Raw genomic sequence first — 18,329 nt, forward strand, 5'->3', positions numbered from 1 at the left:
AGATTTTCATACGTGCCTTAAGGCACAATGCTGGTAAAGTGCCCTTATAGGGCTTAAGAAAAACCACCAGCTTAGCTGGTGGATATTTATTTATTATCTATTATTTACTATTTATTAGATCTTCAACAAACTTTGGTAAAACAAAGGATGCTTTATGTAGTCTATTTGTATAGTATTTTGTAGAAAAAGGTAACTTATCTGGAAGATTAGCTTCTTCAGGGTCATGTGTTTTTGATCCTACAGTAAAGCTCCAATATCCTGCAGGATAAGTTGGAATTGCTGCCATAAATAACTTGGTTATTGGAAATACAGCCTTAGCATCATCATAAACTCTCTTTACTACTTCTGGTAAATAAAAAGGAGTTTCCGTTTGAGCTACAAATATTCCGTTTTCAGTTAAACATTCATATATTTCTTTATAAAAACTTCCCCCAAATAGGCCTTCTGCAGCTCCAAAAGGGTCAGTAGAATCAACTATAACAACATCAAATTCATTTTTATGTTCGTGTACATATTTAATTCCGTCACCAATAAAAATTTCACATCTTTTATCTTCTAAAGCACAGCTTATTTCTGGAAGATATTTTTTACATTCTATAATTACATCTTCATCTATTTCGCATAGTACAGCTTTTTCTATAGATGGATGCTTTAATATTTCTCTTATAGTGCCTCCATCTCCACCACCAACTACTAATACTTTTTTAGGATTAGGATGAGTAAATAGTGGAATATGAGTTATCATTTCATGATAAACGTATTCATCCTTTATGGTAGTCTGTACTATTCCATCAAGAACTAACATTCTCCCTAAAGCATAAGTATCTACAATGGCTAAATCTTGATATTTAGTTTTCTTTCTAACTAAAGTTTCCTTTATTTTGTAAGTCATTGCCGCATCAGAAATCTGACCTTCACTTAACCATAAATCCATCTTTTATATACCTCCCATGTACTATTAAAAATGCAATAAATTTATTATAACAGTGAATGAATTTATAAGCAAGGTATAATAATAAAAGAAAAATGTGTAAAATATATTATGAAATAATGTATAAAAATGAAATTTGTGGTTATAATAAAAAATACAAATTCAAATAAAAAGAAGGAAAAATATGGAATGTGTAGAATATATAAATTAGGTATTCAATGAAAAAATGGACAAATAAATACAAACAAAAATGGGGGGAAGTACATGTATCTTAAATTTGAAAACAATAATGATAAGCTACTAGTACATATGATGGGAGAATTGGATCATCATAGTGCAGAAGAAGTAAGAAATAAAATAGATGATAGACTAATCAGAGAAGATATGAATAAGCTTGTAATGGATTTTTCAGAAGTATCTTTTATGGACAGCTCTGGAATAGGAGTTGTAATTGGCAGATATAAAAAATTGTCTTATAAAAATGGAGCTGTTTGTATAACTAATGTAAATGAGGCTGTAAAAAGAGTATTTGAATTATCTGGTATGTTTAAAATTATAAAGCTATATGACAGTAATGAAGAAGCTTTAGAGAATATTTAGTGGGGGGAAAATAGAATGTACGATAACATGATGAAGGTAGAATTTTTAAGTAAATCAGAAAATGAAAGTTTTGCTAGAGTAGCCGTGGCAGCTTTTATATCTCAGTTAGATCCAACCATTGATGAAATAACAGACGTAAAAACAGCAGTCTCTGAAGCAGTTACTAACTCTATAATACATGGATATGAAAATAAAGAGGGAAAAGTTAAGATTGAAGCTTTTATTAAGGATAAGGAGGCTACAATAATAATTTCAGATGAAGGTAGAGGCATTGATAACATAGAACTAGCAATGCAACCCTTGTATACTTCAAGACCAGATTTAGAAAGATCAGGTATGGGATTTACTGTTATGGAATCCTTTATGGATAGTTTAAATGTTGAGTCTGAAAAGGGAAAAGGAACAAAAATTATAATGAAAAAAGCTTTTAAATCATTAAGTTAGGTGAATATTATGAGTGAAGAAGCGGTAAAAAAGGGTATATATTCTTATGAAGATAATTTAGGTCTTATTGAAAAAGCAAGGGATGGAGATAAAGAGGCTTTAAATAAGGTAGTAGAAATAAATCTACCTTTGGTTTCTGCTATAAGCAAAAAGTTCTTAAATAGAGGCTATGAATATGAAGATATATATCAAATAGGATGTATGGGATTAGTAAAAGCTATAAATAACTTTAATTCAGATTATGAAGTGAAATTTTCTACTTATGCGGTACCTATGATAATGGGTGAAATAAAAAGATTTATAAGAGATGATGGTATAATAAAAGTAAGTAGGAGTATAAAAAATACAGCAAGAAAATTACACTATGATAAAGAAGCTTTAGCAAAGCAGTTAAATAGAGAACCAACTATAGATGAACTAGCAACTTATTCAGGTATGGATAGAGAAGAAATAATTTTTGCTACAGAATCTGCTAGTAGTATGCAATATCTTTATGACACTATCCATCAAGACGATGGAGCACCTATTATGCTAATTGATAAGATTAGTGATAATTATGAAGAAGATAATGAAGTAGTTAATAAAATTGCATTGAAAGAAGCTCTAGGTAAATTAGATGTTAAGTCTAGGCAAATAATTATGCTTAGATATTTTAAAGACAAAACTCAAGTAGAAGTAGCTAAAATGCTTGGTATAAGCCAAGTACAGGTATCAAGAATAGAAAAAAGAGTATTAAAAATAATGAAGGAAAAATTAAAGGCTTAGGATAATTTGATTATCCTATTTTTTTTAGGTTAAAAATCAATTTTATGTATAAAATAAGAATAATAAATAAAAAAGAGGTGGTTTCATGAAGGGAAATGAAAAGAATGTAAAGAAAAAATTTAAAAAGTTATCCGCTGAAACAGAGCCTAAAAAGAATTTATTTAAAGACTGTATTAATGCATTTATTGTAGGAGGAATTATATGTGATATAGGTCAGTTTTTTAATAATTATTTTTTAAATAGAGGTATACCTAAAGAAGAAGTTGGAACCTATGTTGCTATAGTTATGGTATTCATAGGAGCCTTATTAACTGGTATTGGAATATATGATAGAATAGCTATTTTTGCAGGAGCAGGTACAATTGTTCCTATAACGGGATTTTCTAATTCAATGGTATCTCCTGCCATGGAATTCAAAAAAGAAGGATATATATTTGGAGTAGGAGCAAAAATGTTTACTATAGCAGGACCAGTATTGGTATATGGCATAAGTACATCGGTTATTGTGGGGATAGTATATTATGTTTTAAAAGTAATTTAATAATAAGAATAGTAGTAAAGAAGGTGGAAATTTGATAAAAAAAATAGGTAAACAGACTCTAAAAATGGAAAGTAAGCCTAGAATAATTTCGACTTTCAGCATAGTAGGACCTAAAGAAGGAGAAGGTCCTTTAAAAGATTATTTTGATTTTATATTAAGTGATGATATGAATGGAGAAGATAGTTATGAAAAGGCTGAAAGTAATATATTATATACAGCAGTAACAGAAAGTATAAAAAAGGCAAAATTAAAAGAAAGTAATATAGATTTCTTATTTGCTGGTGATTTGTTAAATCAATTAGCATCTTCTAGTTTTGCAGCAAGAGAAATAAACATTCCTTTTATAGGTCTTTATGGAGCATGTTCTACTATGACAGAATCATTGTCTATGGCTTCTTTAGCTATGGATGGAAATTTTGCAAATCATGTTGTAGCAGCCACATCTTCTCACTTTTCATCAGCAGAGAGACAATTTAGATTTCCATTAGAATTTGGCTCCCAAAGAGCACCTACAGCTCAATGGACAGTAACAGGTGCAGGAGCAGCGGTGTTAGGAAGAGAGGGGAATTTTCCTTATATAACTTATGTAACCATAGGAAAAGTAAAAGACTATGGTATAACGGATGCAAATAATATGGGAGCTGCTATGGCACCAGCAGCTGTATCTACTCTATATAGTCACTTTAAAGATACGGGTAGAGTTCCTAGTGATTATGATATTATTGCTACTGGAGATTTGGGTAAAATAGGTAAACAAATTACAATAGAATTACTTAAGGAATATAACTATGATATAAGCAATAATTATATAGATTGTGGAGAAGAAATATTTTATAACGATAAACAAGGAACAGATTCAGGAGGTAGTGGGTGTGGGTGCTCTGCGGTTGTTTTATGTGGATATCTTTATAAAAGCTTATTAAGTGGAAAATTTAAAAGAATGTTAATTGTATCTACAGGAGCACTTATGAGCACTACATCCTCTCTACAGGGTGAAAGTATTCCAGGTATAGCTCATGCAGTGTCAATAGAATATGGTACTGGAGGCGTTTAAGCTATGTTAAATGATTATATACGATCTTTTGTTGTAGGAGGAGGAATTTGTGTTATAGCACAAATTCTTATAGATAAAACTAAATTTACTCCAGCAAGAATACTTGTAAGTTTTGTTACTATAGGAGTTATATTAGGAGCATTAAATATATATGATGTAGTAATAGAATTTGGAAAGGCAGGTGCTACAGTACCTTTACCTGGATTTGGATCTACTATGGCTAAGTCAACTATAAAAGAAGTTAATGAAAAGGGACTGATAGGTGCATTTACAGGTGGAATAAAAGGAGGAGCAGGTGGAATAACAGCAGCAATAATTTTTGGATATATTATGTCTTTATTGTTTAATCCTAAAACAAAAAAATAGAATATACCCCAAAATATTGGGGTATATTTTTAAGGATTTTTTCTTTCATTAGCATGTGTATTATCTATATTATTAGTATTTTCTTTATCTGAATCAGTATTTTCATCTGTATTATTTTCATCAGGTTTTGAATCATTTGTTTCTTTATCATCATCTTCTTTGTTATCTACAGATTCATTTGTATCCTTTTTATCATCTTTTTTGTCATCTTTTTTATCCTTATCCTTTGAAGGAGTATAAATTCCAGTATGATAGTCACATAATTCAGTTGGAGCAGTTCCCTCTATAAACAATTCAGAAATTATAGTATTTTTAGGGCATGACGCTGTGGCAATTTTTCCCGATGATTTACATATAGGTACTTCTACAATTCCAGATGGTCTTGGAATTTCTTTATATTCTAGGTTCTTATGAGCTTCTTTCATTATTGTACCCCATAATAGGGCAGCATCGTTACTACCTATATATTTTCCATAAGTATATCCTGCATTGAAATTTGAATGGTCATCGTTACCTATCCATATTGCAGCGGAGTAATATGGAGTAAGTCCAGTAAACCATAAATCTATAGATCCACTAGTTGTACCAGTTTTACCTCTAGCCATAGGGCCAAAATTAGCAGAGCTACCAGTAGCGCCTGGAGAAAAGCTAACAGGACCTTTAAGTAAGTCGTACATTATATAAGCTGATTGAGGAGATAAAACTTTAGTTGTATTATATTTACTTTCTAAAATAACCTTACCATTTCTGTCTACTACTTTCCTATAGAGTATTGGATCCACTTTCATACCACTATTTCCAAAAGTTCCAAAGGCTGCAGCCATGGCTAAAGTATTTGTTCCACTGGTACCTTGTTTTCCACTTAATTGTCCTAAAGATAATGCTGATATGCTTGATTCATCTGAGGCCTTATCTAACATTAATCCGAATTTTTTACCATATTCTGCTCCAGTTTGTAAACCTATTTCATGTTCGATTCTTACAGATACTACATTTTTAGATTTTAAAAGAGCTTCTCGTAAAGTCATTTTTCCTTCAAATACATTAGGACTATTTTTAGGATTATAAGGAGCACCATTATCAGGATAAAGGCGTCCTATTTCTTCTGGAACAGGCGCATCATCATACATAGCAGCAGCAGTAGCTGTTTTGGTATCTATAGCAGGACCATATACTGTTAATGGCTTTATGCTAGAACCAACAGCTCTATAAAATTCTGTTGCTCTATTAAAAGATAGTGGAGGTTGTTTTCCTCTTCCTCCAATTAGAGCTTTTATTTCACCAGAATGATAATCCATTATTGTAGCAGAAGCTTGAGGTTCTATTATTTTGTTAGCAGATTTAGAGTTTATTCCTATAATACTGTCCATATTATCTAAAGTTTGTTGAGTATAGTCTTGTAAAGATTTATTCATAGTGCTATATATTTTAAGACCACCGTACATAATCATTCTTTCCGCTTCATTAGTGCTTAAATGATATTGAGAAATTAAATCCTTTTTTACTTGTTTAATAACTTCTCTTGAAAACCATTCATAATTCAATCTATTAACATTAATGTTTGTTTTTTTGAATACTAATTTTTTATTATTTAAGTCAGCAACAGCTTTATTATATTCAATTTGATTTATATATCCATTTTCCAACATTTTACTTAATACTGTTGTAGTTCTATTTAAATAAGTTGAAGGATTTTTTTGTGAAAATGCAGCATAATAAAAAGTAGTTGGACTTTGAATAATTCCAGCCATAAAGGCACTTTCAATAAGATTTAAATCTTTCACACTTTTGCTAAAATATTGTTTGGCTCCAGCTTCCATTCCGTAGGCACTACCACCTAATGGGATAGTATTCATATATGCTTCTAAAATTTCCTCTTTACTTAGTTTTTTTTCTAATTCCATCGCTAAATACCATTCTTGTACTTTTCTTTTAATCTTTACTTCATCAGAAAGTAATGTTTTTTTGATCAGCTGCTGAGTAATAGTAGAACCACCTTGTACTCCAGGCGTTCCAGTAATTTTATTTAACACTGTTCTAAAAGTAGCTCCAAATATTCTTTTTAGATCTATACCATTATGAGTTTTAAACCTTTCATCTTCAATACTTATAATAGCATTTTTTAAGTTATTTGGAACATCTTTAAATTGTACTACAGTTCTATGTTGATCAGAAACTACTGTATCCATAAAGTGTCCACTATCATTATATATAGTGGATGGTTCGTTTAAGCTTAATATCTTATTTATATCCAAAGGGGGAGCTGTTTTAATCATGGCAACACCTATTCCAAGTGCAGCTACAGATGAAAACATAGCAAGTAAGAATAAGGTTATAAGAACTATTTTAAGGGTTTTAAAACGGTTCTTTTTTTTCTTCTTTTTCCCCATTTTCTTTTTCTCCATATTTTTCCTCCTAAATTTACTATTATTTATTGTAACCAATTTTAAAATATTATATCATACAAAAGGCTTTTTATAAAATATATATATAAAGCCTTTTCTTTATATATAATATGATAATTATAAGAATATTTTCATAAATTGTTAAATATAAGTTAATAAGAATTTATATAGGGAAGTGAAGATTATTATAAGAGATTTTAAATTTAAAATGGTTCTTATATTTCTGTTTTTAAGCATATTTGGTGCAATCTTTATTTATACTTTTGATGAAATAGTAACTCCAACAGTTATCACAGTAGCTGATGGAGAAATGAGAGCAAAAGCTTTAGAAATTCTTAATAAAACTATAATAGATAATTGCTTAGAGAACTTTAAATATGAAGATATAATATCTATGGAAAAAGATGATTCTGGAAATATAGCTATGATAAAAGCAGATACATTGAAAATGAATAAAATAGCTTGTGATGTAGCTTTAGAATCACAACAGAGATTAAAAGATTTAGGAACTGTAGGAATAAAGATGCCATTAGGATATGTATTTAAGAATAATATCTTAGCTTATTTTGGTCCTAATATAACAGTTAAAATGCAACCAATAGGCTATATAGAAACAAAATATTTATCAGACTTTGAAAGTGCAGGAATAAATCAAACTAGACATAAAATATATGTACAGGTAAAAACTAATATAAGAGTAATAATACCTATGAGAAGCAATGACATAGAGGTAAAAAATGAAATACCTATATCTGAAACTATAATAGTAGGTAGAATACCTGAAACATCAATAAATTTAGGCTTGGAAAATGCAGGATTTAAAATTAGAGCAGAAGAAAATATGAGTAAATAATAAAAGACAATTAACAATATATTTTGTTAATTGTCTTTTGAGTCTCAATTTTCTTTCCAATTAAATATGTATGGAATGTTTCTGTAATAGTCCCCATAGTTTAAGCCATAACCTATTACAAATACATCAGGGATTTCGAAGCAACAATAATCAGGTTTAACATCTATTTTTCTTCTTTCTGGTTTATCTAGAAGTACACAACATTTTACAGAAGCTGCACCTAAATTTTTAACATGGTTTATTACAAAATCCATAGTTATACCTGTATCAACAATATCATCAACTATTAAAACGTCTAAACCCTCTATATTATCAGGAATATCATTTACTACTTTTACTTTTCCAGTGGATATTTCTGAGTTCCCATAACTTGAAGTTGTCATAAATCCTATTTTTGTAGGAACGGTTATATGTCTTACTAAATCTGCAGTGAAGATAAAGCTACCTCTTAATAAAGATAATACATATAAGTTTTTATCTTTATAATCTTTAGATATTACTTTTCCTAACTCTTCAATTCTTTTATCAATTTCCTCTTTAGATATTAATATATTTTCTTTTTTTTCTTCCATGATAGACCTCCATATTTATAACCATTATCTATGTTTATATATTATTTTTATATTTAAAATATACTTTATAAGCCTCCTAAAATCAAGGAAATTTTTAATTTCATTTAAAATTAGTTAAAAAATCATTTTTATTAATCTTGCTTATTCTACTTTCTTTTGATGTTTATAACAATGTTTATCCTAATTTCATTTTTGAAATAAAAGTATAATATCCATGTTATTGATATTTCTATATTTCTACAATTGTTTTAATATATTTCATGAATAATAAGTTTAATTTTTGCAATAAACTAATAAAGCAAAAACTGTTTTACAGAATTTTACGAAATCACTTCTAAACTTTACAAAATATTCTATTCATTGATATAATTTTATCAGGGAGGGATATATATGAAAAAACTAAAGATATACAATAGTTTTTTTATTGGATTGGTAATGGTATTTATCATTAGCTTAGGTAGCAGTACTGTTAATGCAGCACCAAAGCAAAAAAGATTAGCTGGTGCAGATAGATTTAAAACAAGTAGTGCGGTAGTAGAAGATGGATGGAAGCGATGTGATAATGCTATTTTAGTAAATGGAGAAAACTATCCAGATAGTTTAAGTGCTGCAGTTTTAGCTAAAAAGTATAATGCGCCACTTATTTTAACTAGAAGCAACTCTTTGGAGGAAAATGCTAAAAAACAACTTCAAAGGTTAAAAACAAAACATGTGTACATAGTTGGTGGACAAGGTGTAATTAAGGCTAATGTAGAAGAAGAATTAACTAAACTTAATATGACTACAGAAAGAATAAGTGGTAAGGATAGATATGCAACTTCTGTGGCTATAGCTGAAAAAATAGGTATAAAAAATGGTGTAATATTAGCTACAGGTAATGATTATACAGATGCATTAAGTATAGCTCCTATAGCAGCTAAATTACAAATACCTATATTATTGATACCTAAAGATAATGTTCCCCAAACTACTGCTGATTTTATGAAAGGAAAAACTGTATCTAAAACTTACATAATAGGTAGTACTAGTATAATTAGCGATAAAGTAGCTAGTACTTTTAGAAATGTTCAAAGAATAAGTGGAAAAGATAAATATGAAAGAAATATAAATATTATAAAAACATTTGAGGATAATTTAGATTTTAGCAATGCTATAATGGCCTATTCTGAAGGGTTTGCAGATGCACTATCTGGAACTGCTTATGCTGCAATAAAAAATAATCCTATTGTTCTTGTTGGGAAAAATCCAGCAGAAGCAACAAAAGGATATATTACAGATAAAGATATAAAAAATTTAATCATACTTGGTGGAAGTGCGGGAATAACAGATAGAACTATTAATACTATATATGAAGATAGAGAAAAAGATGATTCTAATAAAGATAAAGATTCAAAACATACAGAAAAAGAAAAAGTAGAGGATACATATAAAAATGGTAATATTGAAGTACAAATATCTAAATATAATCATTCAGATGGAAACGATATTAAATTTATAGTAATTCATGACACAGGAAATTACAAAGACACTGCTAAAAATAATGCACATTATTTTGGAGGAGGAGACAGGCAAGCATCAGCACATTATTTTATTGATGAAAATTCTATAGTACAAGTAGTAGAAGAATATGATGCTGCATGGCATTGTGGTGATGGAGGAATGAAATATGGTATAGGAAACCATAACTCTATAGGAATAGAAATGTGTAATTCTGGTGGGTATATATCTGAAAAGACTATAAATAATACTTTAGACCTAGTTAGATATTTAATGAAAAAGTATAATGTTCCAATAGAAAATGTTGTAAGACATTATGATGCTAGTGGGAAAAATTGTCCAAATAATATGTCGGCTAATAATTGGGAAAAGTGGCATGAGTTTAAAGCAAGATTAGTTGGAAATAGTAGTTCTGTACAATCATCTGAAAATGGTAGTTCTACAGAATCTAAAAGATTATTAAAATTAACATCACCATTAATGTATGGAGAAGATATAAAAGAACTACAGAATAATTTAAAAACATTAGGATTTGATTTAGAGGCAGATGGATATTATGGAGAGGACACTAAAAAAGCAGTTATTGAATTTCAGAAGTTACATACATTTATAGAAACTAATGGAATTGTTGGAAAAGAAACTAAAGAAGCTATTAAAGAGTATGTAGGTAGATAAATTAAATAGAGATTAAGCATTATAAATTAGAAATAATTTGATAATGCTTATTTTTTATAGCATTTACAATACGGATGTTATATTATAAAATTATATGAAACTTATTACAGTTAGTATATTTGTTTAAATTCATAATGTGTTGAACAAAATATGTTTTATAAGGAGATGAGGTTATGATAAGTGGCAATATAGAAGGAATTAGAGATATATTATTAGAAAAATTAGAAAAGATATATGACATAAAAGTTCCTAAAGATGAAGTGTTTAATATAGAATTATTAAATATAATATCGGAAGTTACTTCTAACATAGGAAGAGAAGTAAGTGTAGCTATAGATAGAAAGGGAAATGTAGTAGATGTAGCACTAGGAGATAGTACTACTGTAGAAGTACCTATAATAGATATAAAAGAAAAAAGATTATCAGCAATAAGAGTGATTCACACACATCCTAATGGCAATTCTAGACTATCAGCTTTAGATGTATCAGCTCTTATTAAGCTTAAATTAGATTGTATTGGAGCTATAGGGGTTGATGAGACAGGAGTTACAAATGTTACATTGGGGTTTTGTGGGATAGAAAATGATCTTTTAGTAGCTGAAATAACTAAAGAAATGACTATAGAAGAAACTATGAGATTTAATTTATTAGATAAAGTAAGGTATGCAGAAGAATCTATAAAATTAAATAGAGTAGAAGAAGATAATAGCGAGAAAGCTATTTTAGTTGGAGTTGAAAGTGAAGAGAGTTTAGAAGAATTAGAAGAATTGGCTAAAGCATGTAATGTTATTACAGTTGAAAAAGTGTTGCAGAAAAGATACAAAGTTGATTCAGCTTTTTATGTTGGTAAAGGTAAAGTTGAGGAAATTGCTTTATTAAGGCAGGCAAGAAAAGCTAATGTAGTTATATTTGATGATGAATTGACAGCTTCACAGGTTAGAAATCTTGAAGATTTTATTGGTGTAAAAGTAATAGATAGAACTACATTGATTCTAGAAATATTTGCCAAAAGGGCAAAAAGTAAGGATGGTAAAATTCAAGTAGAACTTGCACAATTAAAGTATAGATTGCCAAGATTATCAGGTCTTGGTACAGTTTTATCAAGAACTGGCGGAGGAATTGGAACTAGGGGGCCAGGAGAAAAAAAGTTGGAAACAGATAAAAGGCATATAAGGGAAAGGATATATGATTTAACAAAAGAATTAGAGAAAATAAAAAAGACAAGAGAGACTCAAAGAGATAATAGAAATGACATACCTAAGGTATCCTTAGTAGGATATACTAATGCAGGAAAATCAACTTTAAGAAATGTTCTTTATAATATGTATCCTGCTAAAGAAGGAATTCAAAAAGAAAATGTATTTGAAGCAGATATGCTTTTTGCTACATTAGATACCACTACTAGAGCAATATTGCTTCCTAATAACAGAAATATTACATTAACAGATACTGTAGGATTTATAAGAAAACTTCCTCATGATTTAGTTGAGGCTTTTAAATCAACATTAGAAGAAGTTATTTATTCTGATGTGTTATTACATGTAGTAGATATATCATCAGATTCCTATGAAGAACAGATACAGGCAGTAAATGAAGTATTAAAAGAGCTAAGTTGTTTGGATAAACCAACTATTCTTTTACTAAATAAGGTAGATAAAATTAATGAAGAAAAGTTATCAGATATAAGAGAAAAATTTAAAACATTAGATTGTATAGAAATATCAGCAAAACAGGGGAGAAATTTAGAAAAGCTTTTAGAAGAAATAATTAATAAGTTACCATATAAATTAATCAAAGCAGAGTATTTAATACCATATTCAGATGGTTCAACAGTGGCATATTTACATAGAAATGGAAATATTAATATAGAAGAATACAAAGAAGAGGGAACTTATATAAGCGCTGAAGTAGATGAGAAAGCATATAATGTATGTAAGAAATATATGATTAGTGAATAAATTATAAATGATAAATTATGAAATGAATATAGAGGATAGATAAGTAAAATTTTCAACTATTAACTGTCTTCTATTAATGAATTAAAGCGGGGGTTGTTATATGAGTATTTTAATTAAAGATACAATGATAGTTACTATGGATGAAGATGGGAAGATTATAGATAGGGGATATATATTAATTGAAGACAAAATAATAAAGGAAATTTCCTATGGAGAATATTTAGGAGAGTTTATAGAAAAGTATAATGATTTGGAAGTTATAGATGGCAAAGGATATTGCGTTATGCCTGGACTTATAAATTGCCATACTCATGCAGCTATGACTATATTAAGGGGCTATGGAGAAGGGTTACCTCTTATGAGATGGTTAAATGAAAGAATATGGCCTATGGAAAGTAAGTTTAAAGAAAGGCATATAAAGTTAGGTACAGAAATTGCCTGTATGGAAATGATTGGAACAGGAACTACTTGTTTTAATAACATGTATTTTTATGAAGAAGAAGCCATTAAAGTGGCAGAAGAATTCAATATTAGAGCTATTTTAGGTATACCCATAATAGGAGATACTTGGGAGGAAACATTAAAAACAGCGTTAGATTTTCATAAAAAAGTTAAAAGAAGAAATGATAATTTAATAAAAACTATGTTAGCTCCACATTCTCCATATACTTTAGAGAAAGAAGCTCTAGTTTGCGTAGGTAAAGAGGCTAAAAAAATAGAAAGCGGAGTTCACATACATATAGGCGAGACAGAAGATGAGGTTAATATATTAAAGGAAAAATATAATCTTACAGCTTGTGAATTATTACTTCAAAGTGGGATATTTAAAAATAAAGTAGTTGGAGCACATTGTGTTCATTTAACAGATGAAGATATAGAAATATTGAAAGAAAATAAAGCTAGTGTTGTTTATAACCCTCAAAGTAATATGAAATTAGCTAGTGGTGTAGCAAGAATAATTCATATGTTAGATAAAGGTATAAATGTATGTTTGGGAACAGACGGCACTTCTAGTAATAATAATTTAAACATGATAGAGGAAATGGAGACAGGAGCTTTGCTCCAAAAATTATGGTATAAAGATGCCACTAAATTAGATGGAGAAGAAGCAGTTAAAATGGCCACGATAAATGGAGCTAAAGCTTTAGGAATAAATAATTTAGGGATAATTAAAGAAGGATATCTAGCAGATTTAATAATGATCAATTTAAATAAACCAAATTTAATCCCTAATCACAACATACATTCAAATATAGTATTTTCTGCAAATGGTAGTGAAGTGGAATATGTAATAATAAACGGAAAAATAATCATGAGAAAAGCAGAATTTTTAAATATAGATAAGGAAAGAATAATGTATGAGTTTAAAGCTTTATGTAAAGAATTTAAACAATAAAAAATGTAGAAAAAATATTAAAAAATGGTATAAATTAAAAAATAAAGATGATATAATTGATTTGTAGTATAAAGATACTTATAGGACATTAAATGTTTACAAAATATTATCAATATTGTGAGCAGAGGAGGAGTTTTCATGGATAAGTATGTATGCAATGTGTGTGGATATATATATGATCCTGCACAGGGTGATCCGGATAATGGAGTAAAGCCAGGTACAGCTTTTGAACAGATTCCAGACAATTGGGTATGTCCTTTATGTGGTGTAGGTAAAAGTGAATTTGAAAAAGTAAAATAGTTTATAGTTAATAGGTGATTAATTTGTTTGATTAATCACCTATTAAATTTATACAATATATAGAAGTTTGGTTTTATATGAAAGTAAAATTGTTTTTTTATTGCAATATTTTAATTGTGGTAAAAATGTTAGAATTAATAAGCATAGTTAAAATCGGCATTAAACATAATAATATTTTTTAAAATAAAGGCCTATTTTAAATAAAAATGCAATTGATTTAAAAATAACTTTCATATATAATTATTCTTAGCTTCATATGAAAGTCTATTTAAAGAAGCGTAATAGAAGCATATAGTCTAACTATAAATGCAGAGAGTATTGAGGATAGTGCTATAGGATAAAATAATTATGGTAGTATACATTTATTGTATTTAATATCTACACAGTTGTGGTATTGAAATTATATTATGAAGGGGCTGAAAAGTTTGATAAAAAGATTTAAAAGAGTTTTAGTTGCAAACAGAGGAGAAATTGCTATAAGAATTTTTAGAGCTTGTCAAGAGTTGGGGATAAGAACCGTTGCTATTTATTCAGATGAGGATAAATGTGCATTATTTAGAACAAAGGCAGATGAATCCTATTTAATTGGTAAAAATAAAGGGCCTGTAGAGGCTTATTTAAATATTGATGAAATAGTTCACTTAGCTATCAAAAAAGGAGTAGATGCTATACACCCTGGATATGGATTTTTATCAGAAAATCCTGAGTTTGCTAGGAAATGTAGAGAAGCTGGAATTGAATTTATAGGTCCAACTCCAGAGATGATGGAGCGTGTAGGAGACAAAATACAATCTAAGCTAGTGGCTAAAGATGCAGGAGTTCCTACTATACCAGGTGTAGAAAAATCAATTGATTCTGAAGAGGAAGCTTTAGGAATTGCCAAAACTTGTGGATATCCAGTAATGATAAAAGCTTCAGCCGGTGGTGGCGGAAGAGGAATGAGAATTGTAAGAAATGAAAAAGAGCTTGTTTCAACTTTTAGAAATGCTAAAGAAGAAGCTAGAAAAGCATTTGGTATAGATAGTTTATTTATAGAAAAATATTTAGAGGGACCTAAGCATATAGAAGTTCAAATATTAGGTGACAAGTATGATAACATTGTGCATTTATATGAAAGAGATTGTTCTATACAAAGAAGACATCAAAAAGTAATAGAATTTGCACCAGCTTTTTCAATTTCAGAAGAAAAGAGACAGGAAATTTGTAATGATGCTTTAAAAATTGCTAGATCTGTTGGATATGTTAGTGCTGGAACAGCAGAATTTTTAGTGGATAAACATGGTAATCATTATTTTATAGAAATGAATCCAAGAATACAGGTTGAACACACAGTAACAGAAGTGCTTACAGGAATAGATATAGTACAAAGTCAGATATTAATTGCACAGGGTTATGCACTAAATTCAAAAGAAATTAATATAAATTCTCAAAAGGATGTAGAAAAAAGAGGATATGCAATACAATGCAGAGTAACCACAGAAGATCCTATGAATAATTTTGCACCAGATACAGGGAGAATAGATATTTATAGAAGTGGTTCTGGTTTTGGAATAAGATTAGATGGAGGAAATGGTTTTACAGGAGCTATAATAAGTCCATATTATGATAGTCTTTTAGTAAAAACTACAGCATGGTCAAGAAGTTTTAAAGATACAGCAAGAAAGGCAATTCGTTCTATTAAGGAATTAACTGTATCAGGTGTTAAAACTAATGTAGACTTTTTAATAAATGTGCTTAATCATCCAACATTTTTACAGGGAGCGTGTACTACAACTTTTATAAATGATAATCCAGAACTTTTTGATATATCACCTAAAGAAGATGAAGAATTAAGAGTATTAAAATATATAGGAGAAAAAGTAGTAAATGAAACAAAAGGAAATAAGCCTAATTTTGATGTACCTGTAGTGCCTAAAAATTTAAAAGAAGGAGAATTAAAAGGCACTAAGCAAATATTACAGGAAAAAGGACCAATTGGGCTTGTAAAATGGATAAATGAACAAGAAAAACTTTTAGTTACAGATACTACTATGAGAGATGCACATCAATCTTTAATGGCTACAAGACTTAGAAGTAAAGATATGATAAAAATTGCAAAGGCAGAAGCTAATCTTGCAAAAGAATTATTCTCAATGGAAATGTGGGGTGGAGCAACTTTTGATGTAGCCTATAGATTTTTAAAAGAAAATCCTTGGGAGAGATTAGAAAGGATTAGAAAGAAAGTACCTAATATATTACTTCAAATGTTAATAAGAGGGTCAAACGCTGTAGGATATAAGAATTATCCTGATAATGTTATTAAAGAATTTATAAAACAGTCTTCAGAATCTGGAATAGATGTATTTAGAATTTTTGACTCACTAAATTGGATAAAAGGTATGGAAATAGCTATTGAGACAGCATTAGATACTGGAAAAGTAGTAGAAGGATGTATTTGTTATACAGGAGACATTTTAGATTATTCTAGAGATAAATATTCATTAGAATACTATATTAAAAAAGCAAAAGAAATTGAAAAAACAGGAGCTCATATACTTGGTATAAAAGATATGTCAGCTTTATTAAAACCATATGCGGCAGGAAAATTGATAAAAGCATTAAAAAATGAAATTTCATTACCAATACATCTTCACACTCATGATACGACAGGAAATGGTGTAGCTACTATACTTATGGCAGCAGAAGCAGGTGTGGATATAGTAGATACAGCTTTTAGTAGTATGTCAGGGCTTACAAGTCAGCCAGCATTAAATTCTGTAGTTGCTGCTCTAGAGAATACAGAAAGAGATACTGGACTTAACTTAGATAATTTACAAAAAATATCTGACTATTGGAGTGCTGTAAGACCAGTATATGCACAATTTGAATCTGGATTGAAATCAGGTTCTACTGAAATATATAAATATGAAATACCTGGAGGACAATATTCAAATCTAAAAACTCAAATAGAAAGCTTTGGTTTAGGGCATAGATTTGATGAAGTTAAAGAGATGTATAAAAAAGTAAATGAAATGTTAGGTGATATAGTTAAGGTAACACCTTCTTCAAAAATGGTAGGAGATTTAGCTATATTTATGGTTAAAAATGAATTAACTCCTGAAAATATTTATGAAAGAGCAGAAAATATGGCATTCCCAGATTCAGTGGTATCTTTCTTTAAAGGTATGATGGGACAGCCAGAAGGTGGATTCCCAGAAAGGCTACAAAGTTTAGTGTTAAAAGGGGAAAATGGTATAGATAGACGTCCAGGAGAATTATTACCACCGGAAGACTTTGAAAAGATTAGAAAACATCTTAGTGAAAAATATAATATGAAACCATCTAATAAGGAATTATTAAGTTATGCTCTTTATCCAGAAGTATTTGAGGATTACATCAAATATCTACAAGAGTATGGAGATTTAAGCCATATGGGTAGTGATATATTCTTCCATGGGCTAAGAGAAGGAGAAACAAGTGAAATTGAAATTGCACAAGGAAAGACGCTAATAATTAAACTTCTTCAAATAGGAAAACTGAATAAAGGTAAGAGAACTATAGTATTTGAAGTGAATGGAAATAGAAGAGAAATAGAAATATTAGATAAAACCAATAGTATAAATAAGTTAAATAATGATGAGGAATCAATACAAATAGCTGATCAATATGATAAATATCAAATTGGAGCTAGTATACCAGGAACTATATTGAAAGTGTTAGTAAAAGAAGGGGATATTGTAAAAGAGGGAGACAGTATTGCAATTATAGAAGCTATGAAAATGGAGACTAATATTGTAGCTAGAGTAAATGGAAAAGTAAAGAAGATATTTGTTAAAGAAGGACAGCAAGTAAAGTCATCTCAACTTATAATTAAATTATCACAAGATTAAATAAGATTTTATAAAGATAGTAATATATTAAAATTTAGAATTATATCATCATATATAGCATAAAAAAGTGGTCTACAAGCATATTTGTAGACTACTTTTTGCA

At 29.2% G+C, this 18,329-nt stretch carries 15 protein-coding genes; 12 read left to right on the forward strand and 3 right to left on the reverse strand.

The genetic code is table 11. From position 1 onward, the window contains the following. Window positions 1-100: 100 nt before the first annotated feature. Window positions 101-934 carry a polyamine aminopropyltransferase gene (gene speE / locus J2Z24_RS00005; RefSeq protein ID WP_111947770.1) on the reverse strand — a complete coding sequence of 278 codons (834 nt, stop codon included), beginning with the start codon at window positions 932-934 and terminating at the stop codon, window positions 101-103. Between the two features lie 261 nt (window positions 935-1,195). Between speE and spoIIAA the strand changes: the two genes are divergently transcribed. The 6 genes from spoIIAA to spoVAE all read left to right on the forward strand — a co-directional run bounded on the left by spoIIAA (window position 1,196) and on the right by spoVAE (window position 4,701). After that, window positions 1,196-1,531, forward strand: a complete 336-nt coding sequence (spoIIAA, locus tag J2Z24_RS00010; RefSeq protein ID WP_035144165.1) for an anti-sigma F factor antagonist — start codon at window positions 1,196-1,198, stop codon at window positions 1,529-1,531. Between the two features lie 15 nt (window positions 1,532-1,546). Beyond that, window positions 1,547-1,975, forward strand: a complete 429-nt coding sequence (gene spoIIAB, locus J2Z24_RS00015; RefSeq protein WP_035144166.1) for an anti-sigma F factor — start codon at window positions 1,547-1,549, stop codon at window positions 1,973-1,975. A 9-nt stretch (window positions 1,976-1,984) separates the two neighbouring features. Next, entirely contained in the window at window positions 1,985-2,740 is a 756-nt protein-coding gene (gene sigF / locus J2Z24_RS00020) for an RNA polymerase sporulation sigma factor SigF (RefSeq protein WP_035144167.1), read from the forward strand. A gap of 85 nt (window positions 2,741-2,825) precedes the next feature. Further along, window positions 2,826-3,281, forward strand: coding sequence for a stage V sporulation protein AC (gene spoVAC / locus J2Z24_RS00025; protein WP_035144169.1), 456 nt, complete (start codon window positions 2,826-2,828; stop codon window positions 3,279-3,281). 31 nt (window positions 3,282-3,312) lie between these two features. After that, window positions 3,313-4,335, forward strand: a complete 1,023-nt coding sequence (gene spoVAD, locus J2Z24_RS00030; RefSeq protein ID WP_035144170.1) for a stage V sporulation protein AD — start codon at window positions 3,313-3,315, stop codon at window positions 4,333-4,335. A gap of 3 nt (window positions 4,336-4,338) precedes the next feature. Continuing rightward, window positions 4,339-4,701: a stage V sporulation protein AE gene (gene spoVAE / locus J2Z24_RS00035; RefSeq protein WP_035144171.1), complete on the forward strand. Its 363-nt coding sequence runs from the start codon at window positions 4,339-4,341 to the stop codon at window positions 4,699-4,701. Window positions 4,702-4,730: 29 nt separating this feature from the next. On the opposite strand, the gene J2Z24_RS00040 is transcribed toward spoVAE, so the two are convergent. After that, window positions 4,731-7,091 carry a transglycosylase domain-containing protein gene (locus tag J2Z24_RS00040; protein WP_035144446.1) on the reverse strand — a complete coding sequence of 787 codons (2,361 nt, stop codon included), beginning with the start codon at window positions 7,089-7,091 and terminating at the stop codon, window positions 4,731-4,733. Between the two features lie 223 nt (window positions 7,092-7,314). On the opposite strand from J2Z24_RS00040, the gene yunB reads away from it, so the two are divergent. Then, a complete protein-coding gene (yunB, locus tag J2Z24_RS00045) occupies window positions 7,315-7,959 on the forward strand; it encodes a sporulation protein YunB (RefSeq protein ID WP_051593069.1) in 645 nt (214 codons plus the stop codon). Window positions 7,960-8,003: 44 nt separating this feature from the next. Here the strand turns inward: yunB and hpt are convergent, their stop codons facing one another. Then, on the reverse strand, window positions 8,004-8,531 hold the full coding sequence (gene hpt, locus J2Z24_RS00050) for a hypoxanthine phosphoribosyltransferase (protein ID WP_035144176.1): 528 nt from the start codon (window positions 8,529-8,531) through the stop codon (window positions 8,004-8,006). A 390-nt stretch (window positions 8,532-8,921) separates the two neighbouring features. Here hpt and J2Z24_RS00055 point away from each other — a divergent pair, with 390 nt between their 5' ends. The 5 genes from J2Z24_RS00055 to J2Z24_RS00075 all read left to right on the forward strand — a co-directional run bounded on the left by J2Z24_RS00055 (window position 8,922) and on the right by J2Z24_RS00075 (window position 18,226). Further along, on the forward strand, window positions 8,922-10,703 hold the full coding sequence (locus tag J2Z24_RS00055; protein ID WP_162175668.1) for a cell wall-binding repeat-containing protein: 1,782 nt from the start codon (window positions 8,922-8,924) through the stop codon (window positions 10,701-10,703). 173 nt (window positions 10,704-10,876) lie between these two features. After that, window positions 10,877-12,661: a GTPase HflX gene (hflX, locus tag J2Z24_RS00060; RefSeq protein WP_035144177.1), complete on the forward strand. Its 1,785-nt coding sequence runs from the start codon at window positions 10,877-10,879 to the stop codon at window positions 12,659-12,661. Window positions 12,662-12,761: 100 nt separating this feature from the next. Beyond that, window positions 12,762-14,057 (forward strand): amidohydrolase, encoded by a 1,296-nt coding sequence (locus J2Z24_RS00065; protein ID WP_035144178.1) that lies wholly within the window; start codon window positions 12,762-12,764, stop codon window positions 14,055-14,057. A 138-nt stretch (window positions 14,058-14,195) separates the two neighbouring features. Then, entirely contained in the window at window positions 14,196-14,357 is a 162-nt protein-coding gene (gene rd / locus J2Z24_RS00070; RefSeq protein WP_085058946.1) for a rubredoxin, read from the forward strand. A gap of 425 nt (window positions 14,358-14,782) precedes the next feature. Further along, window positions 14,783-18,226, forward strand: coding sequence for a pyruvate carboxylase (locus J2Z24_RS00075; RefSeq protein ID WP_035144180.1), 3,444 nt, complete (start codon window positions 14,783-14,785; stop codon window positions 18,224-18,226). Window positions 18,227-18,329 lie beyond the last annotated feature (103 nt).

It is taken from the genome of Clostridium tetanomorphum (assembly GCF_017873215.1).
In the GTDB taxonomy this organism is placed as follows: domain Bacteria; phylum Bacillota; class Clostridia; order Clostridiales; family Clostridiaceae; genus Clostridium_AO; species Clostridium_AO tetanomorphum.